A 26,159-nucleotide genomic window follows, 5' to 3' on the forward strand; every position below is an offset into this window, starting at 1 on the left:
CGTTTTTATGATGTGAAACATCGAATAAGTATAATTCTACACAATAAAATGGATTTCAGATAGTTCGGCAGAAAAATAAGGGTTATAAAAAAATGTCCTAAAGACCTCTAATTATCAGCATCACAATACAATACCTCTACAAACATACTGCAAAAAAAACTGTTTACACTCAAAAATCAAGAACTCTATAAGTAGTCTATAACAGTATTACATCAGGTATAAAACCAAAAAAAACCCTTAAGCAAACGCCTAAGGGTATATATAATTGAAGGATTATTCTAATTTAAGTTACTCTCAAACTGCAATCCGTCTACTTCTGTAATATTTAAAGACTTTGAATAAGAAAGCAAAAACCGAATTGTTTCTGGTTTCGCTTTCACCAATTTGGTCTGCCCTTGATCCTTAGTGTATAAATTTTCCATGCTACGTATTGTTTAGGTTCATCTAAAGAACGACACATTGATGAAGATAGTAGATCCACTCGACCTGTGACCAATTAATTCGTTAAAACTATATTATTGGCTTCCACCAACTTTCTTAGATTAATTAAAGCATAACGCATTCTACCTAAAGCGGTATTAATACTCACATCAGTATTATCAGAAATTTCTTTAAAACTCATATCCTTATATATACGCATCTCCAGAACCTCTTGTTGATCCTCAGGTAACTCTTTAATCATTCTAAGCAAATCAGAATCTATCTGTTCCTTAATCAACTGTTTTTCTGCATTCAATTTATCATCACCCAGCAATGAAAATATATTATAACTTTCTTTGCTATTATACATGGGCATTCTATTATGCTTTCTAAAATGGTCTATAACAAGATTATGAGCAATTCGCATAACCCAGGGTAAAAATTTACCTTCTTCATTATAGGCGCCTCTTTTAAGGGTACGTATAACTTTCATGAATGTATCTTGGAAAATGTCTTCGGTTAACTCACGGTCTCCTACTTTAGAATAGATAAAACCTGTAAGGCGAGAATTATGACGATTAATAAGCGCTTCTATGGCTCTTTCGTCTCCTTGAATATATTGTTTTACTAATTGTGAATCTTCAACTTGTACTACCATAACGTTACTTATAGGGTTAAAAAGCAGCCCCAAATTCTTAATGAATAAGGGTCTAATGGTTAAATTCTAACTTTTAAAAGTAATGTTGCGTTATAGGCGAATTGAATTATAATGAGATTCCAAAGATATAAAAAAATATATACTCTTATAAAAATGTGAAAATTTCTTATGCCATTTTTAGATAAAGGGTATTTTTTAGTTCAGAAAAAAGGCAAAGCTTATCTTTGTAAACTTAGATATTTGTATGCCTACACTCGCCGAAGTAAATCCGAAAGAAAATATTATAATTAAGGGAGCAAAACTGCACAACCTTAAAGATATAGATGTCGTAATCCCTAGAAATAAACTTGTTGTAATAACAGGCTTATCTGGTTCCGGTAAATCTAGCTTAGCTTTTGATACCCTATATGCAGAAGGTCAAAGACGTTATGTAGAAAGTCTTTCTTCTTATGCTAGGCAGTTCTTAGGTAAGCTAGACAAACCAAAAGTTGATTATATAAAAGGTATAGCCCCGGCCATTGCTATTGAGCAAAAGGTAAACTCTACCAACCCAAGATCAACAGTGGGTACTACAACTGAGATTTACGACTATATAAAACTACTATACGCACGTATTGGTAAAACCTTCTCTCCTATTTCAGGAAATGAAGTAAAAAAACATACCGTTACAGATGTTGTAAATTATGTGAAAACGTATAACGAGGGAACTAAACTTCTACTTTTAGCGCCTATCACTATTCGTGAAGATAGAAACGCATTAAAATCATTAGAGTTATTTTCTAAACAAGGTTATGCGCGTATAAAATATAATGACAAGGTACTACGTATAGACCAAGCTCCTGAAGATATTGGTAAAAAGTTTGATTTGGTAATCGACAGAATCATCACCAAAGATGATGAAGACTTTTACAATCGTTTAGCGAATGCTGTTGATACTGCATTTTTTGAAGGTAAGGGCGAATGTTTGATCGAAGAGTTGCAAGATGGAAAACAAACCCCGTTCAGTAATAAGTTTGAATTGGACGGTATGACGTTTTTAGAACCTAACGTTCATCTTTTTAGCTTCAATAACCCTTATGGCGCGTGTCCTAAATGTGAAGGATACGGAGATGTAATTGGTATTGATGAAGATCTTGTTATACCAAATACAGCATTATCCATTTATGAAAATGCCATTTTTCCATGGAGAGGTGAAAGCATGAGTTTTTACCGAGATCAATTGGTAAACTCTGCCTATAAATATGATTTTCCTATCCACAAACCTTGGTATGAGCTATCTGAGACCCAACAACAATTAGTTTGGGACGGTAATGCGCATTTTATAGGACTGCATAAGTTCTTTGGAATGTTAGAAGAGAAAAGCTATAAAATACAGAACAGGGTAATGCTTTCTAGATATAGAGGTAAAACCAAATGTAATGTATGTAACGGAAAACGCTTACGACAAGAAACAGATTATGTAAAAGTTGGCGGAGCATCTATTTCTTCGTTAGTAGGTTTATCTATTGAAAAGCTAGTTGTTTTCTTTAATGAGCTTAAGCTTAATGAAAATGATGCTACCATTGCGAAGCGACTGTTGGTAGAAATAAATACAAGATTAGGATTTTTAGATAAAGTAGGTTTAAACTACTTGACCATAAATAGAAAATCTAACACCCTATCTGGAGGGGAAAGTCAACGTATAAACTTAGCAACGTCTTTAGGTAGTAGCTTGGTGGGTTCTATGTATATATTAGATGAGCCTAGCATTGGTCTACACCCTAGAGATACCGAAAATCTTATTGATGTACTTATATCATTACGAAACTTAGGCAACACCGTAATTGTTGTTGAGCATGATGAAGATATTATGAAAGCGGCAGATATGGTTATAGACATAGGTCCTGAAGCTGGCACGCATGGTGGTGAAGTAGTTGCTCAAGGAACTTTAAGCGAAATACTTAAATCAAAATCACTTACCGCACAGTATTTAAATGGTAAAATGGAAATTAAGGTTCCAAAAGAACGAAGAACCTGTAAAAACCATATTACTATTAAAGGTGTGCGAGAGCATAACCTTAAAAATATCAATGTCACTTTTCCATTAGATATGTTGACTATAGTTACAGGAGTTTCGGGGAGTGGCAAAAGTACCTTGGTAAAGAAATTGCTGTATCCTATTATATTAAAGGAAACAGGAGGCTATGGTGAAAAAGCTGGTCAGCATACATCCGTAGAAGGAAAATTCAACCATATTAAGCATGTGGAGTTTGTAGATCAAAACCCAATTGGCAGATCATCACGCTCCAACCCTGTTACCTATATAAAGGCATATGATGATATCAGAAATTTATTTGCCAACCAAAAACTAAGTAAAATAAGAAACTACCAAGCAAAACATTTTTCGTTCAATGTTGATGGAGGTCGTTGTGAGAAATGTAAAGGGGAAGGGGAAATTACCGTAGAAATGCAGTTTATGGCAGATGTTCACTTAGAATGTGAAACCTGTGGTGGTAAAAGGTTTAAAAAAGAAGTACTAGAAGTTACATTTAACAAAGCTAACATAGATGATGTTCTAAATATGACCATTGATGATGCCATTCAGTTTTTTGAAACTGGGGAGCAAACTAGAATTGTCACCAAACTAAAACCATTGCAAGATGTAGGTTTGGGTTATGTAACTTTAGGGCAATCTTCCTCTACCCTATCCGGTGGTGAAGCACAACGTATTAAACTGGCATCTTTCTTAATTAAAGGAAGTACTAAAGATAAAGCACTATTCATTTTTGACGAACCTACAACCGGATTACACTTTCATGATATTCAGAAATTATTGAAGTCTTTTAATGCACTTATTAAAAAAGGACATTCCATTGTAGTCATTGAACATAATATAGATTTAATAAAATGTGCTGATTACATCATTGATCTTGGACCAGGTGGTGGAGAAAATGGCGGACTACTATTAGCAGAAGGTACGCCAGAAGAGGTTGTAAAAAGCAAAAAATCGTATACTGCAAACTACTTAAAAGAGAAATTAGCTTAGTTTAAAATCCTAGAAAAGATTAAAAAATAATATCTAAATATCTGACTACCAATACACTTATCAGATTTTTCGTTTTTTGGCATGCTGTTTGTATACTATTAAGGGAATGTAAATAATTACATTTAGAACAACTGCCTAAGGGGCAGATTTAAAACCTTATATTATGAAAAAATTAGTACTACTTTTTACAGCGATGATGATTAGCACCACAGGTGTTTTCGCTACAGGTATTAGTGAAGATAAGGTTGCAACCAGCAATACTTATAGATACGACAACTCATTTATTTTTATAGAAAATGGCATTACATTTTCGGTTTACCCAGATGGTGAATTCGATTTTTATATTGAAAACCAGGTTACAGGAAGTAAAAACGGAGTAACATTTAACTCTGGTTATGATTACAGTCCGTTTGCACAGTATGATGATTACGGTGCAGTAATTCAAGTAGAAAATGTGCCCATCTATTATGACTATTACGGTCGTGTAAGCCAAATTGGTGAAATAGACATCAACTATACAAACAATAGAGTTCGTAGGGTTGGTAATATGAATGTATATTATAACACCCGTGGTTTTTATGATTATCACACAGGTTACATTAATATATATAATAGAAGATATGTGTACCGTCCATTTCACAGATGGTTTGTAAGACCAGCAGTAGGATTTAGCTTTGTATACAACAGCCCATACAGAAGATATTATACACCAATTAGATACTCATACTATAGTCCTTACAGAAATAATTTCAGAAAGGCTTATGTACATGTTGGTAAAAAACATAGATACAATAAGGTTAGAAATAACAGAGCTAAAGTGTATAGAAATGATAAACGAGTAGTAGTAAGAAATAACAACTATAGAAGTAACAGAACTACAACCAAAAGAACTAAAGGCTTAAGAACTAATAGAACGTTGACATCTAACAATACAGCAAGAGCTAATAGAAATTCAACGGTAAATAGATCAACTACTGTAAGACGTAGCAATAGCGGTAGAACAATACAAAATAGAACAGTTACAAGAAGTACCAATAATGGTACGATTAAAAGAAGTAATAGCACTGCGGTACGTACGTCACCGAACAGAACGATTACCAAAAGAGAAGTAAGCCGTACACCAAGAATTACCACAGTAAAAAGATCTACTACATATAAAAAACCTGTTCGCAGAAGTGCAAATACTAGAACGGCAACAAATACCAGAACGCAACGTAGTACTGTAACTAGAAAAGCAACTAGTAGTACGCCTAGAACTACAGTTAGCAGAAGCTCAAGATCTGTAAGTAAAGCTCCCGCTAGAAGTTCAAGTTCAAGAACAAGTTCAGCGACTAGAAGTAGCAGAAGAAATTAAAATTAGTTTTTAGGTTGGTTAGTTGTAAAGCGCCGTAGTGATTTTATGCACTGCGGCGCTTTTGCTTTTAGAACTTATTATTTCTGGTAAATAGTTTTGTAAACTTTTTAGGCAAATCACTTTTAATATGCATTTCTTCTTCAGTTATAGGATGCTGAAAATGGAGGGACCTTGCATGCAGGTACAATCCCTTTCCTTTTAGCTGCAACCCGTCTAAAAAGTAAGTAGCATCACCCAATATGGGATTTCCTTTGGCCAAAAGATGTTTTCGTAACTGATGTCTTCTACCTGTATGTGGACTTAACTTAACTAAATTTAAAAATGAGAAACGCTCAGAAACAACGGTTTCCAGAACTTCAAAAGAAGACTTGGCAGGCTTATTATCTATTTCAATTTCAATAGTTCCGTTGTTTTCCATTTTGCCAATAGTCACCGCATAATATTCTTTTGTAATCTTTTTATACTCAAATAACTGATTCAGCTTAGTAATAACGCTCTTTGTTTTACCTACTAAAAGCAAACCTGTAGTAGCATAATCCAAACGGTGAACCGGTTGTGGAGTAACCGCGTCATTAGCTGAACTTTTATTTAAATTCTGAGGAAGTGCATTGGCTACGGTTTTAAATCCGTTGCCGCTAACCAATATTCCTGCAGGTTTATTGATGACCGCCAAAAACGTATCTTCATAAACTACATCGAGACTTAAAATGAGTCTTGTCTTTATTTTATTTTCAGATGGGTACAGGTAAACTATTTTCTCCCCACCATTAATTATTGTGGCAGTAGTAGCTACAACACCGTCAACCAATACTAACGCTCTTTTAATTGCCTTCTTCAAAGCGGACTTGGTTGATATTCGCTGAAATATTCCTACTCCATACTCCTGTAACCTCAAAGGAGATATATGATCAGGTACACTATGTAATTCCTTTAGATGCATAATTATCATTCAAAGTTAAGAAGGTTTTACTTAAAGCTAAACAATTCATTTTTGGACTATTAAAAAATTGAAGTGAGTTAATGAACCTAAGCATATAGGTTTAATTTTAATCAGGCTATCAATCTCCCTACAAACAATACTCATGAAAAAAATCAATCATAAAATTCTTAGACAGCTTATTATCTTAGCATTGATTATTTTTTTAGGTGGGTTGATTATTAAATATATGCTTCCCTATATATCTGGAGTTCTTGGGGCACTAACCTTATATGTCGTTTTAAGAAAATGGATGCTAAAATTGATAAATAAAGGTGTTAAAAGAATGTGGGCCGCCATGCTACTCATTGTTGCGGCATTTATTGGTATTTTTATACCATTGACCGGAGCAGGTTTTATGCTAAGCTCAGAACTGGGTAATTTAGCAGATAAATCTGAACAAGTCACAAAGGCATTTAAAGACCAGTTATTTCAAGTAGAAAAATATGTACAGTATGACATCTCTTCTGCTATTGACCCAGAACAAGCATCTGGATGGTTAACAGACAATATGCAAGGTTTTGCCAGCGGCACTTTCAATATATTTATTTCTTTAGGTATTCTACTGTTTCTATTATATTATATGTTAAAAAGTCCGAAACAACTTAAAGACTCCCTTCTAGAGTATATTCCTTTAAGCAACAAGAACTTGGTTACATTGGGTAAAGAAATTGACAACGTAGTTCGTTCAAACGCCATTGCAATACCACTAGTTGCAATAGCACAAGGCTTTATAGCCTTAATTGGATTTTATATTTTTGGAGTAGAGAATCCATTATTTTGGTTTGTCATTGTTACCATAGGCTCTATGATTCCTTTTATTGGTACATTCATAGGCATTTTCCCTGTATTTGTATTAAGTCTTGCAAGCGGAGATGAATTACAAGCTTGGGGAATTTTACTTTACGGAATATTGGTCGTTGGCATGACCGACAATGTTATACGCTTATTTGTTCTTAAAAAATTAGATAGTACTCACCCATTAATAACCTTAATAGGTGTTTTGATCGGTATTCCGCTATTTGGTTTCGTAGGGTTAATATTTGGACCGTTAATTATAAACCTGTTCTTAATTATCGTGAAAATATATAAGCAGCAATATGGTATTCAAAAGGCGAACAAACAAAGAGCACAGCACATGTAATTAACGACTTAAGTATTTACTCAAAAAACCATATACATCTTCAGATATTTTAAACCAGTATAGAACACCTACATAGAACACAAGCATTAACATACTTTTAAGCACTATATTAAGAAATGGGTGAAAAGAAAAATTAAAAGCCGAAAAAATAGCAGCTACAACAATCAATAACCCCAGTACTTTCAACGTTTCATTTGTAAATGGTAGTATTTTAAATTTCGCCTTTACATATCCTAATTTCAACGAGTTATAAACAAAAAAGGCACTAAAACTAGCAATGGCAGCACCATTTATACCATAATTAGGAATGAGCCAAAGATTAAATAAAATTGCCAATACAGCCAATAATACGCCAAAAAATAAAATAGAACGGTAATAATCCGAGTTGAACAAAATAGAATTGTTATTACCTAACAATGCATCATACACCTTCACCAAACCTACCCAAAAAACAATCATGAATCCGCCAGAATACTTTTCTGGTAGCAATTCATAAAGTTCATTTAAATTCAATAGGATAAGAAGGAAAAGAATACCAGAAACTATGAACAAAGTCAATGAGCTTTTCTGATATAACTGCGTAAGGGCAGTCTTGTCATTAGTGTTTAAATAAGTTGCCGTTAGCGGATATGTTATTTGATGCATTGCCCTAGAAGGCACTGCTATAGTTGAAGCAATAAACCCTGCTACGGCATAGAAAGCTACATTTTCAAGTTCCAAAAAGTTGTTTAGCATTACTTTATCGACCTCCATAAGTACAATGGCCGTAGAACCTCCCAATATAATTAAACCACTATACTTTATAATCGTCTTCCAATTTTTAGGAAGTGTAAAATTCAGTTGAGGTTTACGCACCCTGTATGCATACAACTTCATGATTAGTGTACGAACAAGATAAAAACCTACTAAAGCATTGATAAAAAATTCAATATCAATGACTTTAAAAAATAGAAGGAGCAGTAATATGGTCTGACCTATTCTACAAAAAATCTCTTTCATAAAATTACCGAACATAGATTTCATTCTAATTCTTGCCCAAGCATAGAAAACTTCAAAATATGCCATTGCCATACCTACAAAAAAGATATGCCACACATAATCTTTAACCACATCATTTTGCCTAGAAAGTAAGTTTCCAATTGCATCATTAGCCAAATAACTTAGTACAGCTACGGGAATTATTAATAATAAAGGCAGTAACAACATTAAAGTAAGAAATGAATTCTGACTTTGATCATTTTTAAAACTAGAATAAAATTTCACTAAACTATTAGGGACACCAAATGCCAGAACAGGCATAAGTACTGCAGATACGGATAAGATAACTTGTATTAATCCATAATTACTTGGCTGCATAAAATTGGTATACAAAAACAAGGTATTGGCCGCCCCTATTGCAAATCCAAAATAGGTTACAATAGTATTGTTCAATGATTGTTTAAGTACGATGCCCATTAAATATATTCAACCAATTTACGGGTGAGCTCCCTTCTACTGTATTGCCCAATGTTACCAGAACTTATTTGTAATTCTCCTTTCTGAAAATCTTGAAACCACCTTAAAAGTACGTTTTTCAACTCAATATCATCGGAATACTCAAATACCTGACCGGTTTTAGTCTCTTTTACGATATTAGCAACCTCCCAATTTTTAGGTCCTACTCCTAATATAGGTCGCGCTGCGGCCATATACTCAAACAACTTACCAGGTATAATGCCAATAGTATCTACCGAGTCTATTTCTACCAATAACAAAACCTGTGATGCCTTTTGGTATGCCAACGCCTCTTTATGGGTCACATAACCTACAATTTCAATATAATCTTGCAAATTTGATGCCGCTATAGCGGTAAGTATTTCCTCGCTAACTACTCCTATAAAACGTAATTGTAGTGCATTTTTAAAGCCCTCATTCTCTGCCACTAGTTTTGATAATACCCTCCATAGATTCAATGGATTTCTACCGCTTAATAATGAACCAATATGTGCAATGGTAAATTTAGAATTTAATTTATGGTTTAAAGCTATATCACCATCAAATCCGTTTGTAATGACTTCTATAGGTTGTTTAGTAATATGTTGAAATTCTTTTTTAGTAGTATTGCTAGTAACAATAATTTTGTCGGCACTATTTAAAACATCAGACTCTAGTTGCTTATGCTTCTTTTCTGCAGATGCATTTAGTTTCAATTTCTTATGATAGCCAATGGTAGTCCAAGGATCGCGGAAATCTGCAATCCAGTTTAAAGGTTTAGACTTCTTTAAGTAATGACCAATTAGGTGAACACTATGTGGAGGTCCGGTAGTAATTATCGTATCTATTCCTTCATTTTCAAGAACATCTTTTAAGAAATTCACAGATGGTTTCACCCAAAATTTTCGTGCATCCGGTATAAAGAGATTACCACGAATCCATAACAAAGTTTTCTCAACAAAAGACTGATTTTTAGTTTGAATAATACCAGAACTAATGCGCGTTGTTTTCTTACTAGAAAATACAGAAGCTATACGGTAGGGTTCCTTTATAGGATGCTTATAAATTTTTAAACCATTAGGGATATCATGAGAAAAAGATTCATCTAAAAGCGGATAATGCGGATTTTCAGGAATATATAATACCGGTTCAACATCAAAATCTCTAAGGTACTTTACAAACTTTAACCAACGCTGAACTCCCGGTCCGCCAGCGGGTGGCCAATAATAGGTAATGACCAACACCTTTCTCATTATGCTTCCTCTTCTTTTCTAGCACTCCAAAAAGAAAAACCAAATCCACCAATAATAACAAGACCTAATAAAATAGTACTCGCTAGCGTAATTTTACTTCCCGTTGCTACAACTTCTGGTTCAAACTTAAATTCGATCTTATGCTCTCCTGACGGAACTTTTAGAGCTCTTAATACATAATCCACTTTAAAATAATCACTTTCCTGACCGTCTATATAAGCATTCCATCCATTTTTATAATACATCTCTGAAAAAACAGCAACGCCTTCGTTGTTATTCTTAGATAAATATGTCAAATGATTAGGTTCATAGTCAATTAATGATATCGACGCTGTAGAATCTACTTGATAAGTTAACGGAGAAATATCTGTAAACTTAGTAGAATTGAGAACCGCCACATTCTTAGTGTCTAAACTATCTAAAGCCATTATTTCTGCATCTGCATTGGCTACAGGTTGCAATTGGGAAACAAACCAAGCATTACCATTTGCATTAGGGTTTTCAATAGGAAAAACATTTCCTTCTTGATCTTGCCTGACAACATATTTAATGTTCATCATATTTAATACGGACAAGTTACCTTTATATACATGAAAATTAAACAAGTCCTGTATACCGGCAGGTTTTGCTGCATGGTACCCAGTTATACTTTGATGAAAGTAAGCTGTTTTGGCAGAATCAAATCCGTCTGTTTGATCAAAAACACGGAATACTCCGTCATCTTTCGATATAATTTTATCAGCAGTAGTTTCTTGAAAAGGCGTTAACATTTTACGTTTAGACACAAAGTTGTCGTTGTTTACATAACGTAAATCTACCCCAACTAAATCTACCACAACCAAAATACCAATTGCAATAATCAAGAAATTCATTTTCAATTTCTCTTTTAAATACAACCAAATTAATAAAGCCGTACCTAATGCAAATGCTAAAGAACGTAATAAATCGCTTGTATAAACACTCTTACGATCTAGACGAAGCATTTCCGGCAATTCTTCCAAGCCAGTCATTCTAAGGCTATCATCATTGACACCAACAAAATGAAAAGCACCTTTAAAAAGGAACAACACCACTCCTAAGCCTAATATAATTGCAGATGCAGTGGTTAGGGATTTTATTTTATCCGCCTGCGGAACTTTGTCTTTAAATAATTTTTTAAGTGCTAGAATAGCTAAAATGGGAACACATAATTCTAATACAATTTGTATAGAAGAGACTGCTCTAAACTTATCATAAAGCGGAAAGTAATCTATCATGAAATCGGTTAAAACGCTAAAGTTTTTACCCCATGATAACACCAAAGACATCATGGACCCAAACAGTAACCACCATTTATGTTTGCCCTTTACCAAGAACAATCCTAAAATAAATAAGAAGAATATAACCGCACCCAAATACGCCGGACCAGAAGTACCTGGCTGTTCTCCCCAATATAAGGGTAATCCGCTAACAAAATCTAATGCGCTAGAACGCTGTAGCCCTTTATCAATTAAATAATTAAAAGATTTAGAGTTCTCTCCCAAGTTTTCTTGACTTGCACCACCAAAAAGGCGAGGTACGAACAGGTTCAACGATTCAGTAATACCATAGCTCCAATTGGTAATATATGCCTTACTCAATCCGCCAGTATCTTCCTTTGGTGACCCATCAGGGTTTATAGTCAATTCACTTTTACCACGAGTACTCCAATCAGCATATTCTTTGGTAGCCATTAATCCTGTTGCATTGGCTGCAATACCCAGGGTTACCGCCAATACTAACATCCCTACAGAAATGACATAATGCTTAACCTGCTTATCTCTAAATGCATATACCAAATACACCACCCCCAAAATGAGCACTAATAACATAAAGTAATAGGTCATTTGGTAATGGTTTGCAGTTATTTCAAGAGCCATTGCCAAAGCGGTCAAAACAAACCCCCATAGGTACTTCTTTCTAAAGACCAGTACAATACCCGCCAAAAGTACCGGTAAATACGCCATTGCATGCGCTTTAGAGTTATGTCCCGCTCCTAAAATAATAATGAGATATGTAGAAAAACCAAATGCAAGTGCTCCAACAATTGCAAGTTTATAATCTACTTTAAGACAACAAAGAAGTATATAAAACCCAATAAAATACAGAAAAAGATAATCTGCAGGTCTAGGTAAAAACCGAATTAATCGATCTAATTTTTTTATATAGTTATGTGGATAATTTGCCCCAAGTTGGTATGTTGGCATACCACCAAACGCACTGTTCGTCCAATACGGTTCTTGGTCATTAGATTTTCTAAAATCGTTCTGTTCTTTTGCCATACCCGTATACTGGGCAATATCATGTTGGTACATTACTTTACCTTGAAGCACAGGGCTGAAATATGCCAATGCAGCAATGATAAAAAATACGACAACAAAAAAATGGATGAAAAAGAATTTTAGACCTTGCTTCATTTGCTAAATAAGTAGTGTTTTGTCAAAGATAACTAGTCTAGCTCTTCAAAATCAATGTATTCACCTACTTTTTCAGAATCGTTCTTTTTTCTAGAAGGTTTTTTATTGATAATAACACTTTCTTCCTCCTCTTGCTTAAAAGGACGTTGATTATCAAAAGCTTCTCTGAAATGAGATTCAGTTTTCTTGGCAGCGTAGTTCAAAATTTTTGGCGCAAATAACTTCGCCAAAAACTTTAGCAAGTAATACACCAAAAGAATAATTAATATCGTTTTTAAAAAAGCCATTTATTCTTACTTAAGATATATCAAAAATACAATTATCACGTTGTATATAAAGAATCATACTATTAAAATAAATATAAAATCGTGTTCATGAATAGTCTTTTTGCCTACTCTAAATCATACCAATATGCAGTAACCCTATTATTTCTTCTACCACTGGTGAGCATCTCCCAGTACACGGATGTTATAAATTCTAATAGACCTGGAGTTTCTGTAAGTGCCTATGCCGTTGGAAAAAATGTGGTACAAGCAGAGGTGGGACTGTTCTATGAACAACAAGACCATACCCTTTTAAATACAGAAAGTAACATTTGGGGAACCGATATTTCATTACGTTACGGATTATTATTCGAAAAACTAGAATTGAATTATGAAGGTACCTTTCAAGATCAAAATACTACTTATTTAAATTTTGATGTAGTAGCGAAACGAAGAGATTTTTCTAGAAATAGATTAGGGTTAAAATTTTTAGTCTATGATCCGTTTAAAAATCCAGAAGCCAACAAGCCCAACCTGTATAGTTGGAGAGCAAATAACAAATTTCAATTCAAGAACCTATTACCGGCCATTTCTATTTATGGCGGGGCTAACTTTGTATTAGGCGACAATCCTTTTTACATTGGCGAACCCACAGTTTCTTACCGTGGTATGATCGCAACACAAAGTCGTTTAACACCAAGGTTTGTTTTAATTACCAATACCGCTTTTGACCGTATTAGCACAGATGACCCAGAATTAAGCTACACCATTTCATTATCTCATGCCTTCAGGAATCCTAAATGGAGTGTATTTGCAGAACACCAAGGTATAGATAGTGATCGTTATTCTGATTTACTGATCCGTGGCGGTATTGCCCATTTACTAAAAGAAAACCTCCAATTAGATTTTAATATGGGAGCCAGTCTAAAAAATACCCCAACTCGTATTTTCTTCGGAATAGGTGGGTCATATAGATTGGATTTTCACAAAGATAGTCTTAAACCTATAGAAGATCAAGAGGCTAACCAGAACGGCGGCGCTATTAATAAGAAGGCTATGAAAAAGAAGAAAAAAGGTAGCGGAGCAGAAGATATTGACCTTGGCCCTTCTAAAAGACAACTTAAAAAATTAAGGAAGGCAGAGAAGAAGAAAAAGAAAGAAAGTAGTGAAATAGACTTTTAATTCACCATTTCCTTACTCTATTTTTCATTCTCAACGGCTTTAAATTGTAGATTAATATCACTAATATTGACACTTCTAAAGAAGTTCAATGATTACACTACATGAAGCTAAAACAAAGCAAGATTTAAAACGCTTTGTAACATTTCCGTTTTCACTATATAAAGAGAATAAGTATTGGGTTCCCCCAATAATCAATGATGAGCTAGATAGCTTTGATAAAGATAAAAATCCCGTTTTTAAAGATGCCGAAGCATGGTTCTTTCTTGCCAAGGACGGAGATAAAATTGTAGGTCGTGTTGCCGCGGTCATCAATCACCTAGAAATTAATCAACAGCACGTAAAGAAAATGCGTTTTGGTTGGTTCGATTTTGTGGACAACCTAGAGGTATCCAAGGCACTTTTAGAGAAAGTTGCAGAAATAGGCAAAGAACACAACTTAGAATACATGGAAGGTCCTGTAGGCTTTTCAAATTTGGACAAAGTAGGTGTTCTAGTAGAAGGTTTTGACCATATAGGAACCATGATCACTTGGTATAACCACCCCTACTACAAAGATCATTATGAAACTTTGGGCTTTGTAAAGGAAAAGGAATATATGGAAAATAAGTTCCCTGCAAAAAATGCCGATCCCGCATTGTTCACCAGACTGAATGATCTAGTAAAAAAACGCTACGGCTTAAAGGAGGTTAATTTCACCAAAACAAAAGAAGTGATGCCAATGGCTGACGAGATGTTCGATCTCTTTAATGCTACATATGCCAACCTTTCTTCATTTGTACCGATCACAGAAATACAGAAAGCATATTTCAAAAAAAAATACATCAGTTTTATAAATCCTGAATACATTAAGTTTGTCAAAGATAAAGATGATAAACTAATTGCCTTTGCCATTGTGATGCCATCATTTTCAGAAGCATTACAAAAAGCGAATGGAAAGTTATTCCCGTTTGGTTTGTTCCATTTACTAAAGGCTAAGAAAAACAGTAAAGATGTTATTTTCTATTTGATTGGCATAGACCCTGAATATCAAAACAAAGGTGTTACCGCTGTTATTTTCAATGAGTACCACAAAACTTTTAGTGAGAAAGGTATAGATATGTGCTACAGAACTCCTGAATTGGAAGAAAATATAGCTATAAAACAAATGTGGAAACATTTTGACCCTAAAGTCTATAAACGCAGAAGAACGTATAGAAAATCACTTTAAAATACGAAAAAAGTAAAAGCCCGTAATTATATGATTACGGGCTTTTTTAATATACTTTAATGAGCTATTATTCTCCCATTGCTGCAGCTACTGCAGCAGATAATCTTTTGTAAGTACCATTTTGCAAACGCTCACGAATTGCAGAGAACGCTGTTAAGGTTTCTTCTACATCTTGTAATGTATGTGTAGCGGTTGGTATTAAACGTAAAAGAATTAGTCCTTTAGGTATTACCGGGTATACAACGATAGAACAGAAGATTCCATGATTTTCACGTAAATCTTTCACTAAAGCCATTGCCTCAGGAATACTACCATTAAGGTATACCGGTGTTACACAACTAGTTGTTGTACCAATATCAAAACCTTTTTCTTTTAATCCGTTTTGTAACGCATTTGTATTCTCCCATAGCTTAGCCTTAAGCTCTGGTTGCGTACGTAACATATCTAAACGTTTCAACGCTCCTTTTACATAAACCATTGGTAATGATTTAGCGAACATTTGAGAACGAAGGTTATATTTTAAATAATCTATAATTTCTTGATCAGCAGCAACAAAAGCACCAATACTAGCCATTGACTTAGCAAAAGTTGCCAAGTAAACGTCAATACCGTCTTGCACCCCTTGTTCTTGACCTGCACCAGCACCAGTTGCTCCTAAAGTACCAAAACCGTGTGCATCATCAACCAATAATCTAAAGTTGAATTTATCTTTTAAAGCAACAATTTCTTTTAAAATACCTTGTTCACCGCGCATCCCGAATACACCTTCAGAGATAACCAATATACCTCCACCAGTTTGCTCGGCCAATTTGGTAGCACGCTCTAAATTCTTCTCTAAACTTTCTGGATTATTGTGAACAAACGTAAAACGTTTACCCATGTGTAAACGTACACCATCAATAATACAAGCATGACAATCTACATCATAAACGATAATATCATCTTTAGTAACAAGGGCATCAATAACAGACATGAAACCTTGATAGCCAAAATTTAATAGGTACGCAGCTTCCTTTTCCACAAAAGCAGCACATTCTTGCTCTAATTGCTCATGAAACTCCGTATGACCACTCATCATTCTTGCCCCCATTGGGTATGCAGAACCATATTCAGCAGCAGCTTCCCCATCCACCTTCTTTATCTCTGGAAGATTTGCCAAGCCTAAATAGTCATTGATACTCCAGGTGATAACATCTTTCCCCTGAAATTTCATTCTATTAGAAATAGGACCTTCCAATTTAGGGAACACAAAGTACCCCTCTGCTTGTGAAGCCCATTTACCTAAAGGGCCTTTATTCGCTAAAATTCTATCAAATAAGTCTTTCATTGTTTAATTTGGATCTGTCTGCAAAAGTAAAAAATTTTGATAAAAATTCATAAATTATTTACAACGCAAAAAAGTGGGTTAGAAACCCACTTTAATTTATATGATATTTATTTCAATTACTTTATGTATTGTATCTCTTGAGTTTCTTCAACCACTTCGGTATTTAAGAAACCTTGATCTTCCATCCACTGGTCGCTATATATTTTACTCATATAACGAGAGCCATGATCAGGAAAAATACAAACTACGTTACTGTCTTTGTCAAATGCATTTAACTCATCTAACTGCTTAATAGCCTGCATTACCGCTCCACTGGTGTACCCAACAAAGATACCTTCTGTTCTAGAAATTTCTCTAGCCGTATGTGCACTTTCAGCATCGGTTACTTTTATAAACTCATCTATAGCGCTAAAATCCGTAGCACCAGGAATTAGGTTTTTACCTAGACCTTCTATTCTATATGGATAAATTTCGTTGGTATCTAATTTACCGGTTTCGTGATACTTCTTTAATACAGAACCAAAGGCATCAACACCAATAACTTTAATATTAGGGTTTTGCTCCTTCAAGAAACGAGCTGTACCAGAAATAGTACCACCAGTTCCACTACAAGCAATAAGGTGTGTTATTTGACCCCCAGTTTGTTCCCAAATTTCAGGACCGGTAGATTTGTAATGCGCTTCCATATTCAGTTGATTGAAATACTGATTTATATATATGGAGCCTTTTGTTTCTTTATGCAATCTCTTAGCCACTTCATAGTAAGATCTGGGATCATCTGCACTTACGTGAGCCGGACAAACATATACTTTTGCGCCCATAGAGCGCAGCATATCTATTTTATCTGGAGATGATTTAGAACTAACCGCCAGTATACAATCGTAGCCTTTTATAATACTTGCCATTGCAATACTAAAACCGGTATTTCCTGAGGTTGTCTCTATTACTGTGCTACCTTCGGTAAGTATACCTGCTTTCTCTGCCTGCTCAATAATATGAATCGCAATTCTATCTTTAGAAGAGTGACCTGGATTGAATGCTTCTACCTTGGCGTAAAAATTACCTGTTAGGTTTTCTGCTATTCTATTCAATTTAACTAATGGCGTATTACCTACTAGTTCTAATATATTGTTGTAAGCCCTGATCTCATTTTTCATAAGGGGGATATCAATGTTTGGTTATTGTATAAACGAAATTTGTTAAAATTTCTGATGCGAATTTACAGTTTTTTTTTCACTATGCGATTTTTCCTTCTAAATCTAAAAGAAATGCATATTCCTTAGCCACCTCTCGCAAAGACTCAAACCTGCCCGAAGCACCGCCATGACCTGCTTCCATATTAGTATTTAGCAATAATTGATGATTATCTTTTTTTAATTCTCTTAGTTTGGCAACCCACTTTGCAGGCTCGAAATACTGAACTTGAGAGTCATGAAGCCCTGTTGTAACCAACATATGAGGATAATCTTGAGCGGTTACATTATCATAAGGAGAATATGATTTCATATAATCATAGTATTCCATTTCATTAGGGTTACCCCATTCATCATATTCTCCCGTAGTTAGCGGTATAGAATCATCTAACATAGTAGTTACTACATCTACAAAAGGCACAGCGGCAATGATACCGTTATAAATATTGGGTTGCATATTACTGATAGCCCCCATTAACAGACCACCGGCAGAACCGCCCATAGCATACAAGTGCTTTTCACTGGTCATTTTTTGTTCAATTAAATACTTAGAACAATCTATAAAATCTGTAAACGTATTTTTCTTTTGCAGTAGCTTTCCCGTTTCGTACCATCTACGCCCTAAGTACTCACCCCCCCTAACGTGAGCAATAACAAATACAAATCCGCGGTCCAACAAGCTTAACCTAACCGTAGAAAAATAGGGGTCAATGGTTGAACCGTACGATCCATAGGCATATTGTAAAATTGGTGTGTTTTCACCTAAGACGGTATCTTTCCTGTATACGACGGACATCGGTATTTTCTCGCCATCTCTTGCAGTTGCCCACAAACGTTCTTCTTTATAATTGTCCTTATCAAACAATCCGCCAAGAACCTCTTGTTCTTTTTTAATTTCCTTGGTCTTAGTACGCATATTAAAATCTATAACCGAACTAGGTGTTGACATAGAGTTATAAGAATATCTTAAAACCTCCGTATCAAAATCAGGATTACTACCCACATAAGCAGTATAAGTTTCATTTTTAAAAGGCAAGAAATACGCTCCGGTTCCATCCCAACGAATAATTCTAATCTTATTCAGTCCGTTCTCACGCTCAGAAAGTACATAATATTCTTTGAAAATATCAATATCCTCTAAAAGCACATCTTTCCTATGAGAAATGAATTCTTGCCAATGCTCAGAAGTAGTTTTATCTTCTGATGTTCGCATCAATTTAAAATTCTCTGCCTTATCCTTATTGGTTAATATGTAAAAGCTATCCTCATAATGAAAAATAGTATATTCTAAGCCACGTTCTCTTGGTGAAAACACCTGGAATTCTCCATCAGGATTATCCGTAGAAAGAATTTGAAACTCAGAAGTCAAAGTGCTAAACGAACCAATAACTAAGTATTTTTTAGATTTTGTCCTATAAATAAATGTGCTGAACGTATCATCTTGCTCATGAAAAATCAACACATCCTCAGATGTTGGCGTACCTAATTTATGCTTGTAAATTTTATCTGACCGAAGGGTAACCGGATCTTTACGCGTATAAAACAAAGTTTCATTATCATTTGCCCAAACTCCGCCACCTGTCGTATTTTCTATCTTATCATCTAAGACAGCCCCCGTTTCAAGGTCTTTAATCTGTAGGGTATACTGTCTTCTAGAAACCGTATCCACACCAAAAGCGGCCATTTTATTGTTTGGACTTATGGCAATACCACCAAGACTAAAGTAATCATGCCCTTTAGCCATGTCATTACAATTAAACATGATTTCTTCCTCAGCATTTAGATCATTCTTAAATCTAGAATATAAAGGATATTCACCCCCAATAATATACCTAGTACTATACCAATAATCATTCAATTTATAAGGTACAGATGAATCATCTTCTTTAATTCTCCCTTTCATTTCTTGAAAAAGAGACTCTTGAAAATCCTTGGTGTGCTGTGTTAACGCATCGTAATACTCATTCTCTGCTTCTAGATAAGAAATAACATCTTTGTTTTCTTTATCATTTAGCCAATAGTAATTATCTACCCGTACATCATCATGAATAACTAATTCTTCGGGAACTTTTTGCGCCTTTGGCGGATGCTTAACACTCATACAAACTTCATTATAAAATAAGACGGCAAAAATAAGACTAATTCACAGACCCCCGTTTTATTACCGCTAAAAACTGAAATGCCTCTATTTTTAGTATTTTTACACGCTAAATCTAAAATTGAAATTATGTTTGGAGATATGATGGGTATGATGGGAAAGCTTAAAGAGACCCAAAAAAAAGTGGAAGAAACCAAAAAAAGATTGGATACGGTTTCACTAGAAGAAAAGTCTAATGATGGTTTAATTTCTATTACCATAACCGCAAATAGAGAAATCAAAAAAATAGCAATAGATGACAGTCTTTTACAAGACAAAGAGCAATTAGAAGACTATTTGATCCTTACGTTGAACAAGGCAATACAGAATGCTACAAGGGTAAATGAAACCGAATTGGCCGCTGCCGCAAAAGACGGAATGCCCAATATTCCAGGTATGGACTCGTTATTTAAATAGCAATACAGATTATTTGCTCTGAACCTTATAAATTTTAATTATGAAGTATTTAATCTTAGTATTCATGATTCCGCTTTTTATTTCTACGCAAGCAGACTTCAATAGCGTAGATGATTCTAAATGGCTCACCAATTATGACTCTGCCATTTCAAAAGCTAAAGAGCAAGATAAAAACGTTTTAGTATATTTTACGGGCAGCGACTGGTGCCCGCCTTGTAAAATGCTAAAAACTGATTTATTCGATACCAACGAGTTTCAAAAGTTATCGAACAATTATATTCTTCTTTATATAGATGTTCCTAGAAACAAAGATTTAATATCAGAAAAGCAAATGGCTCACAACAAAGAATTGTTAAGCAAATTGAACAAAAGAAAAGTTTTTCCGATGTTCAAAATTCTGGACACCAAGGGGAATGAATTAGATCAATTAGCCGGCTATAGCATGAATGGTATTGTAGATTCTCATCTTAGTCTTTTAGAGAAGAACAAATAACAAACATTACTACCAATGAAAAAGGGCTTACTTAACGTAAGCCCTTTTTTAATCAACAACCTCACATTTAATTATTGATTAATCTAAATTGAGTTCTTCTGTTTGCGGCGTGCTCTCTTGCCGTACAAGAAACACCATCACTACATCTGTTCAATAATTTAGTTTCACCGTAACCGTTTGCTACCAAAAGACTAGAATTAACACCCTTTGTAATCAAGTAATCAGCAACAGCCTTAGCTCTTCTTTCAGAAAGATCTTGGTTAGACACCGCGCCACCTTGGGAGTCTGTATGTGAAGCTAATTCAACTTTAACACCAGGGTTTTGAGCTAACACAGGTAATAATCTGTTATCAATAATACTCTTTGCCTGTGAAGTTAAAGTAGCGCTACCAGAATTCCAGTTTATTGGTAAAGCCTGGTACTCAACTAATGCACACTCTATTTCTTTCCAAGTAGTTAACCCCCCTTTTTCTTTTAACACTTCTTTGGTAAGTGTAGTTGTCTTTGCAGGAACTATTTCTTCAACGGTATACGCATCTTTATCCAAAACAGTTTTTGTAATTTCTCTGTACTCAGCAGGAATAATTTTCTCAACAACAGTTACAGGAGAAATCAATACTGATTTAGTGTACGATCCGTTTTTAGCAGCTAGTGGGCTACTTGTAAAAGAAGCATCATTTGCAAGGACCTGGGTAGAAACCGTCTCAAATTGCGCAGGATACCCTTTGTAACACCAGTACCTACAATCATCTGGATTGCCCGAATCACAATCAGGAGCTGCAACACCCAATTCCCATTGTGCGTAAGCAGGCTTTATTTCTAATGTTTGAATACTTGGAGAAAAAGAAGCTGGAATTACCTATAAAGCATTCCTTCCTCCCTTAGAAACGTAGGTTATAGTTTCTGTACCCCACTTCGCAGGAACCACTGTAAGTACTTTTTCTTCCTCTCTCACCAACACACGTTCCGTAATTGTTTTAAAAGTAGCAGGAATTGTCTTTAAAACCTTATAAGACGGGTTTGTTGTTATGGTAGTTGACTCGTTAACGTAAATATCTGGAGTTGTACAACGAACATAACATTTACCAGGTTCTGGATTTGAAGGCAAATCTTGTGCCATTGCAAAAGAAGCTGAAAACGCAACTGCTAGGAATAATACTTTTTTCATTGAGATAGTGTTTAAAATTAATAATTGGTTATCTATAATTATTTACTTGAGGTTTTCCTGTTAGGTTGATGCAGGTTAGCGTGGGACATAATTTGGCAACCAACGCAATAACCCCTCAATATTTAAGACCTGGTATTATTTAAAAAGTCACTAAAAAACAGAGAAAATATTTTTTATCTTTAAGGATATGATTAAAATCGATAAAGATAAAGACGGATCATTTCATTTTATTTTAGAATCTGTAGATGGTAAAACATTATTAAAGAGCATCTCCTTCACCAGCAAGAACGAGGTAAATAATGTAATAAAGGATATTAGATGCTTTAAAAATGCCAATGGCAAATTTTTTGAACGAAAGACAAATACCGATGGTAAGTTTTTAGTTGAATTAAAAAATTCTAGCGGAAAAGTAATTGGCTCCAGCGGACTTTATTCTTCTGAAGCCGGTATGGAAAATGGTATTTTGAATATATCTAACAGTTTAGACCTAGGTGTTAAATAGCCACTAATTGCTTCAACAGTTTTTCATGCATCTCATCAGTATAATCCAAATGGGTGACCATTCTGAGTTTTCCCTGCCCCATGCCTATAATAAGAATGTCCTTTTCTTTTAAAGTATGTACAAACTGATCACTGGTCATAAATGATTCATCTATTTCAAAAATGACAATATTGGTTTCAATAGGTTCCACCTTTTTAATGAAAGATTTTACAGACAATGCTTTACCGATCTCTTTTGCCTTTTTATGATCTTCTGCTAATCTATCTACATGATTATCTAAAGCGTAGATTGCTGCCGCAGCCAAGAAACCAGATTGACGCATACCGCCACCAAATATTTTACGAATTCGAAGAGCCTTATTCATATGTTCTTTAGTACCGATCAGCAAAGACCCAACTGGGCAACCCAAACCTTTACTTAAACATACACTTATCGTATCAAATAACTGCCCATATTGTAATGCAGTTTCATTTTTCTCCACCATGGCGTTCCACAACCGGGCACCATCTAAATGGTAACCTAATTGATGCTCATCACATACTTTTTTGATTTTTTGTAATTCTTGAAAATCCCAACAAGTTCCACTACCTTTATTAGCAGTATTCTCCACACAAACTAATGTTGTAAGTGGGCTATGATAAAAATCTGGAGGGTTAATGGAGGCTACAACTTGTGCAGCTGTCATAGTACCTCTATCACCATCAACCAGACGGCAAGACACTCCGCTATTAAAACTTACTCCCCCACCCTCATAATTATAGATATGCGCATATTTATCACAGATCAATTGTTCACCAGGTTGGGTATGCAATTTTATTGCGGTCTGGTTAGTCATAGTTCCACTAGGAAAAAACAAGGCAGATTCCATACCAAAAAGTTTGGCTACTTTTTCTTCTAACGCGTTTACCGTTGGATCTTCTTTAAAAACATCATCACCTACGGCAGCAGACATCATAGCGTCTAACATGCCTTTAGTTGGTTTTGTTACCGTATCACTGATAAGATTAATAAGCATAATAGAATTGTAAAAATTGGATTAGTGAAAACAACTCATTCCTATTGGCGAACCATCCGGAATTTTTGGCGAAGGTATCACTTTGAACAATTCTGGATGCTCATTAAAGGCATTAATTCTTTTGATCATTTCTGCACGTATTGCATTTGAACCAGCATCTTTAGCTAATTGGGCACTCAAGCCTTTTAATTTCTGAGACGCAATTGCATTTACCTGCGGATGTACATTTGTATGACCCGCCAAATTCATAATATGAAACAACACTCTAAAATTAATTATGGTCTGTGCTTCTTTTAAATAAGCATCTTGCTGTTTCTTATTAATAGTAGATGCTATCAATATATCTAACACTTCACCTAATCCAACATTATCTGTATCAATAGCTTTTTGCTGTATAAGTCTAGATGCTTTCTCAGGATGTAATAAAAATTTCAAAGTCATATTAGAAGCAGTTTCTACCGCTGATAATGCATCAAAAGAAACACCGGTTTTCCCGTTGATAGATTCTCTAGTTCGTGGAGTACCAAAAGATCTTGGCGGAAACAAGCTCAACTTATCTTTAGGTATAGCTATTTCATTGGCATCTAAAGTCTTTAAAACACTTTTTAACGCTTCCTCTTGCATCGCTTTATCGGCAATAGCAACCACTTCCTGTCCGTCACCCTTGGTAGCATAATTATATTCTAATCCGCCTATAACCTTTGCTACACCTTCCGTTTGGTATCTATGAAAGAAATATAACGGAACAAAAACGTCTTCTAAAACGGAATACGGAGTACCATCTTGAATATTATCAACAGAGAAATTATTAATAGCTACTTTCCGCAGCTTTAACATATCATCTAATTCTTTGCTAACATTTGTGCCGTTATCCCATAAATGAGCTATCACATGGGCACTACCCTGTGGACGGGCATCTTGATCGGTTATATAACGCAGTCCGTCAGCTTTTGCTTTATCCAGAATCGCATTTAATCCGTCTTTCTCATTTTCGTCTTTATTAAAGTTCTGATAAGAATAAGCAACCGTCACCTTATCCCAGGCGCCTATACCAACTTCATAAGCTTTAGAAAAATCAACCTTACCATCCACTAACTTAAATTGTGGATGCGGATAATCCATCACTGAAGCTTTACCTGTAGTGCTTGCGGCATAATTATGTGCAAAACCTAATGTATGACCAATTTCGTGTGCAGACAATTGACGAATACGGGCAATAGCCATTTCTAACATTGGCTGGTAATTATCATCACGCTCGGCAAATGGCTTGTTCATTAATGCTTGGGCTATTAAAAAATCTTGACGTATTCTCAAGCTACCTAAACTTACATGCCCTTTCATAATCTCACCGGTTCTTGGATCGGTAATACTGCTCCCATAGCTCCAACCTCTTGTAGAACGGTGCACCCATTGTATAACATTATACCGAACATCTAAAGGGTCAGCATCATCTGGTAACATTTTTAATTGAAAGGCATCTTTATAGCCTATAGCTTCAAAAGCTTGGTTCCACCAACGCCCGCCTTCTAAAAGTGCAGAACGTACAGGTTCAGGTGTGCCATTATCCAAATAATAAATAATAGGCTCTACCGCTTGGCTAACCGCTGCTGTTGGATCTTTTTTCTCTAAACGATGTCTTCTTATAAATTGCTTTAAAATAGGTGACTCTACGGGCGTTGCATAATCATAATAATTAAAAGGAGAAGAACCGGACCTTGGATCAAAAACACGCTTTTTATATTTATCATCTGGCAATTCAATAAAAGAGTGATGCTCAGCAACAGTTACCAAATCTGCATTTGGCGCTACGCTTTTAATATAATCACCATTTCCCTGACCTTTAAAAGTCATGGTAACATCAAACTCTACATTTTTTGGAAATGCTTTGGTTCTCTCTAAAGCCAAAGCACTTTTAGACGTATCAAGAGTGTAAGAACCTTGTTCGGTTCTTTGCAAACGGTTAGCTACCCCGTGGGCATCTTGCATTAAAAAATCGGTGATGTCAATAACATATGTACCACTTTTCTCTTCAATTATCGGAAAACCGAATAAGACCGATTTCGCAAACGCCTGCTTAACTGATTTTCGCTCCAATTCATTATCGGTTATCGCCCTGTATTTCAAGTTAGGCTGAATCAATAATAACTTGTTGCCTGCTTTTTTAAAGAAAACTACTTGCTCATTACCCAACTGCCCTCTATCAAGACCAATATCATTGCTACCTATACCACTACTAAGTGAATAAACGTACAGAAATTCTTCCTCTAAATTATCGACTTCCAAAAAAATCTTATCAGTACTTTCATCATAATAAAAATCATAAAATCCCTGGCACTTCACATACGCTTTATTTTGTTCACTAAACTGCGCAGATAACAAATTAAAGGATAGCAATAGCAACCAGACCAGAAGTGCGTAATTCTTTCTCATTTTAAATAAGTTTTTCTAAAAATATATAAAAACTTATAGATTATGTATAACGCTAGTAGCGAACTAGATAATAATATTTAATTAAAC

The 26,159-nt window shown here is 35.0% G+C and carries 20 protein-coding genes and 1 pseudogene; 8 read left to right on the plus strand and 13 right to left on the minus strand.

Features of this window, described 5'->3' with window-relative positions; all coding sequences use genetic code 11:
* Positions 1–278 precede the first annotated feature (278 nt).
* Together BW936_RS19735 and BW936_RS11005 are read right to left on the minus strand one after the other, a co-directional pair.
* A complete protein-coding gene (locus BW936_RS19735) occupies positions 279–422 on the minus strand; it encodes a hypothetical protein (protein WP_167368351.1) in 144 nt (47 codons plus the stop codon).
* 74 nt (positions 423–496) lie between these two features.
* Complete coding sequence (locus BW936_RS11005; RefSeq protein WP_076548461.1) at positions 497–1,078, minus strand: RNA polymerase sigma factor; 582 nt, start codon at positions 1,076–1,078, stop codon at positions 497–499.
* Positions 1,079–1,322: 244 nt separating this feature from the next.
* Between BW936_RS11005 and uvrA the strand changes: the two genes are divergently transcribed.
* On the plus strand, positions 1,323–4,103 hold the full coding sequence (uvrA, locus tag BW936_RS11010; RefSeq protein WP_076548462.1) for an excinuclease ABC subunit UvrA: 2,781 nt from the start codon (positions 1,323–1,325) through the stop codon (positions 4,101–4,103).
* Positions 4,104–4,266: 163 nt separating this feature from the next.
* Positions 4,267–5,457: a hypothetical protein gene (locus tag BW936_RS11015; RefSeq protein ID WP_076548463.1), complete on the plus strand. Its 1,191-nt coding sequence runs from the start codon at positions 4,267–4,269 to the stop codon at positions 5,455–5,457.
* Between the two features lie 67 nt (positions 5,458–5,524).
* Here the strand turns inward: BW936_RS11015 and BW936_RS11020 are convergent, their stop codons facing one another.
* Positions 5,525–6,397 carry an RluA family pseudouridine synthase gene (locus BW936_RS11020; RefSeq protein WP_076548667.1) on the minus strand — a complete coding sequence of 291 codons (873 nt, stop codon included), beginning with the start codon at positions 6,395–6,397 and terminating at the stop codon, positions 5,525–5,527.
* A 142-nt stretch (positions 6,398–6,539) separates the two neighbouring features.
* Here BW936_RS11020 and BW936_RS11025 point away from each other — a divergent pair, with 142 nt between their 5' ends.
* Complete coding sequence (locus tag BW936_RS11025) at positions 6,540–7,577, plus strand: AI-2E family transporter (protein ID WP_076548464.1); 1,038 nt, start codon at positions 6,540–6,542, stop codon at positions 7,575–7,577.
* Here BW936_RS11025 and BW936_RS11030 read toward each other — a convergent pair whose 3' ends face one another.
* Genes BW936_RS11030 through BW936_RS11045 form a run of 4 tightly spaced genes read right to left on the minus strand, consistent with a single transcriptional unit; the run spans position 7,578 to position 13,025 of the window.
* Entirely contained in the window at positions 7,578–9,032 is a 1,455-nt protein-coding gene (locus tag BW936_RS11030; protein WP_076548465.1) for an oligosaccharide flippase family protein, read from the minus strand.
* Positions 9,032–10,303: a glycosyltransferase family 4 protein gene (locus tag BW936_RS11035; protein WP_076548466.1), complete on the minus strand. Its 1,272-nt coding sequence runs from the start codon at positions 10,301–10,303 to the stop codon at positions 9,032–9,034. The genes BW936_RS11030 and BW936_RS11035 overlap by 1 nt, the downstream gene beginning before the upstream one ends.
* Entirely contained in the window at positions 10,303–12,738 is a 2,436-nt protein-coding gene (locus BW936_RS11040) for a YfhO family protein (RefSeq protein WP_076548467.1), read from the minus strand. Before BW936_RS11040 ends, BW936_RS11035 begins: the two co-directional genes overlap by 1 nt.
* Before the next feature lie 32 nt (positions 12,739–12,770).
* Entirely contained in the window at positions 12,771–13,025 is a 255-nt protein-coding gene (locus tag BW936_RS11045) for a DUF4834 domain-containing protein (RefSeq protein WP_076548468.1), read from the minus strand.
* An 87-nt stretch (positions 13,026–13,112) separates the two neighbouring features.
* Here BW936_RS11045 and BW936_RS11050 point away from each other — a divergent pair, with 87 nt between their 5' ends.
* Positions 13,113–14,183 (plus strand): transporter, encoded by a 1,071-nt coding sequence (locus BW936_RS11050; protein WP_076548469.1) that lies wholly within the window; start codon positions 13,113–13,115, stop codon positions 14,181–14,183.
* Between the two features lie 88 nt (positions 14,184–14,271).
* On the plus strand, positions 14,272–15,390 hold the full coding sequence (locus BW936_RS11055) for a GTP cyclohydrolase (RefSeq protein WP_076548470.1): 1,119 nt from the start codon (positions 14,272–14,274) through the stop codon (positions 15,388–15,390).
* Positions 15,391–15,457: 67 nt separating this feature from the next.
* Here the strand turns inward: BW936_RS11055 and BW936_RS11060 are convergent, their stop codons facing one another.
* From BW936_RS11060 to BW936_RS11070, 3 genes are all read right to left on the minus strand, one after another.
* The gene (locus tag BW936_RS11060; RefSeq protein ID WP_076548471.1) at positions 15,458–16,717 is read right to left on the minus strand and encodes a cysteate-C-fatty acyltransferase; all 1,260 of its coding nucleotides are present in this window, start codon (positions 16,715–16,717) and stop codon (positions 15,458–15,460) included.
* A gap of 116 nt (positions 16,718–16,833) precedes the next feature.
* Positions 16,834–17,874, minus strand: a complete 1,041-nt coding sequence (locus tag BW936_RS11065; RefSeq protein WP_076548472.1) for a cysteate synthase — start codon at positions 17,872–17,874, stop codon at positions 16,834–16,836.
* Between the two features lie 79 nt (positions 17,875–17,953).
* Positions 17,954–20,011, minus strand: coding sequence for a S9 family peptidase (locus BW936_RS11070; protein ID WP_076548473.1), 2,058 nt, complete (start codon positions 20,009–20,011; stop codon positions 17,954–17,956).
* A gap of 126 nt (positions 20,012–20,137) precedes the next feature.
* Between BW936_RS11070 and BW936_RS11075 the strand changes: the two genes are divergently transcribed.
* Together BW936_RS11075 and BW936_RS11080 are read left to right on the plus strand one after the other, a co-directional pair.
* Positions 20,138–20,464 carry a YbaB/EbfC family nucleoid-associated protein gene (locus tag BW936_RS11075; RefSeq protein ID WP_076548668.1) on the plus strand — a complete coding sequence of 109 codons (327 nt, stop codon included), beginning with the start codon at positions 20,138–20,140 and terminating at the stop codon, positions 20,462–20,464.
* 40 nt (positions 20,465–20,504) lie between these two features.
* Positions 20,505–20,957, plus strand: coding sequence for a thioredoxin family protein (locus BW936_RS11080; RefSeq protein ID WP_076548474.1), 453 nt, complete (start codon positions 20,505–20,507; stop codon positions 20,955–20,957).
* Positions 20,958–21,024: 67 nt separating this feature from the next.
* Here BW936_RS11080 and BW936_RS11085 read toward each other — a convergent pair.
* A pseudogene (locus BW936_RS11085) lies at positions 21,025–22,125 on the minus strand (OmpA family protein).
* A gap of 187 nt (positions 22,126–22,312) precedes the next feature.
* Between BW936_RS11085 and BW936_RS11090 the strand changes: the two are divergent.
* Complete coding sequence (locus tag BW936_RS11090; RefSeq protein ID WP_076548475.1) at positions 22,313–22,627, plus strand: YegP family protein; 315 nt, start codon at positions 22,313–22,315, stop codon at positions 22,625–22,627.
* Here the strand turns inward: BW936_RS11090 and BW936_RS11095 are convergent.
* A complete protein-coding gene (locus tag BW936_RS11095; protein ID WP_076548476.1) occupies positions 22,620–23,642 on the minus strand; it encodes a threonine aldolase family protein in 1,023 nt (340 codons plus the stop codon). The genes BW936_RS11090 and BW936_RS11095 overlap by 8 nt on opposite strands.
* 21 nt (positions 23,643–23,663) lie before the next feature.
* Positions 23,664–26,072: a zinc-dependent metalloprotease gene (locus BW936_RS11100; protein WP_076548477.1), complete on the minus strand. Its 2,409-nt coding sequence runs from the start codon at positions 26,070–26,072 to the stop codon at positions 23,664–23,666.
* Between the last annotated feature and the right edge of the window lie 87 nt (positions 26,073–26,159).

It is taken from the genome of Maribacter ulvicola, from assembly GCF_900155985.1.
Classification (GTDB): Bacteria; Bacteroidota; Bacteroidia; order Flavobacteriales; family Flavobacteriaceae; genus Maribacter; species Maribacter ulvicola.

Coding starts and splice junctions, on each gene's coding strand:
- BW936_RS19735 (WP_167368351.1), bottom strand. CDS start 422: ATGGAAAATTTATACACTAAGGATCAAGGGCAGACCAAATTGGTGAAA.
- BW936_RS11005 (WP_076548461.1), bottom strand. CDS start 1,078: ATGGTAGTACAAGTTGAAGATTCACAATTAGTAAAACAATATATTCAA.
- uvrA (WP_076548462.1), top strand. CDS start 1,323: ATGCCTACACTCGCCGAAGTAAATCCGAAAGAAAATATTATAATTAAG.
- BW936_RS11015 (WP_076548463.1), top strand. CDS start 4,267: ATGAAAAAATTAGTACTACTTTTTACAGCGATGATGATTAGCACCACA.
- BW936_RS11020 (WP_076548667.1), bottom strand. CDS start 6,397: ATGCATCTAAAGGAATTACATAGTGTACCTGATCATATATCTCCTTTG.
- BW936_RS11025 (WP_076548464.1), top strand. CDS start 6,540: ATGAAAAAAATCAATCATAAAATTCTTAGACAGCTTATTATCTTAGCA.
- BW936_RS11030 (WP_076548465.1), bottom strand. CDS start 9,032: ATGGGCATCGTACTTAAACAATCATTGAACAATACTATTGTAACCTAT.
- BW936_RS11035 (WP_076548466.1), bottom strand. CDS start 10,303: ATGAGAAAGGTGTTGGTCATTACCTATTATTGGCCACCCGCTGGCGGA.
- BW936_RS11040 (WP_076548467.1), bottom strand. CDS start 12,738: ATGAAGCAAGGTCTAAAATTCTTTTTCATCCATTTTTTTGTTGTCGTA.
- BW936_RS11045 (WP_076548468.1), bottom strand. CDS start 13,025: ATGGCTTTTTTAAAAACGATATTAATTATTCTTTTGGTGTATTACTTG.
- BW936_RS11050 (WP_076548469.1), top strand. CDS start 13,113: ATGAATAGTCTTTTTGCCTACTCTAAATCATACCAATATGCAGTAACC.
- BW936_RS11055 (WP_076548470.1), top strand. CDS start 14,272: ATGATTACACTACATGAAGCTAAAACAAAGCAAGATTTAAAACGCTTT.
- BW936_RS11060 (WP_076548471.1), bottom strand. CDS start 16,717: ATGAAAGACTTATTTGATAGAATTTTAGCGAATAAAGGCCCTTTAGGT.
- BW936_RS11065 (WP_076548472.1), bottom strand. CDS start 17,874: ATGAAAAATGAGATCAGGGCTTACAACAATATATTAGAACTAGTAGGT.
- BW936_RS11070 (WP_076548473.1), bottom strand. CDS start 20,011: ATGAGTGTTAAGCATCCGCCAAAGGCGCAAAAAGTTCCCGAAGAATTA.
- BW936_RS11075 (WP_076548668.1), top strand. CDS start 20,138: ATGTTTGGAGATATGATGGGTATGATGGGAAAGCTTAAAGAGACCCAA.
- BW936_RS11080 (WP_076548474.1), top strand. CDS start 20,505: ATGAAGTATTTAATCTTAGTATTCATGATTCCGCTTTTTATTTCTACG.
- BW936_RS11090 (WP_076548475.1), top strand. CDS start 22,313: ATGATTAAAATCGATAAAGATAAAGACGGATCATTTCATTTTATTTTA.
- BW936_RS11095 (WP_076548476.1), bottom strand. CDS start 23,642: ATGCTTATTAATCTTATCAGTGATACGGTAACAAAACCAACTAAAGGC.
- BW936_RS11100 (WP_076548477.1), bottom strand. CDS start 26,072: ATGAGAAAGAATTACGCACTTCTGGTCTGGTTGCTATTGCTATCCTTT.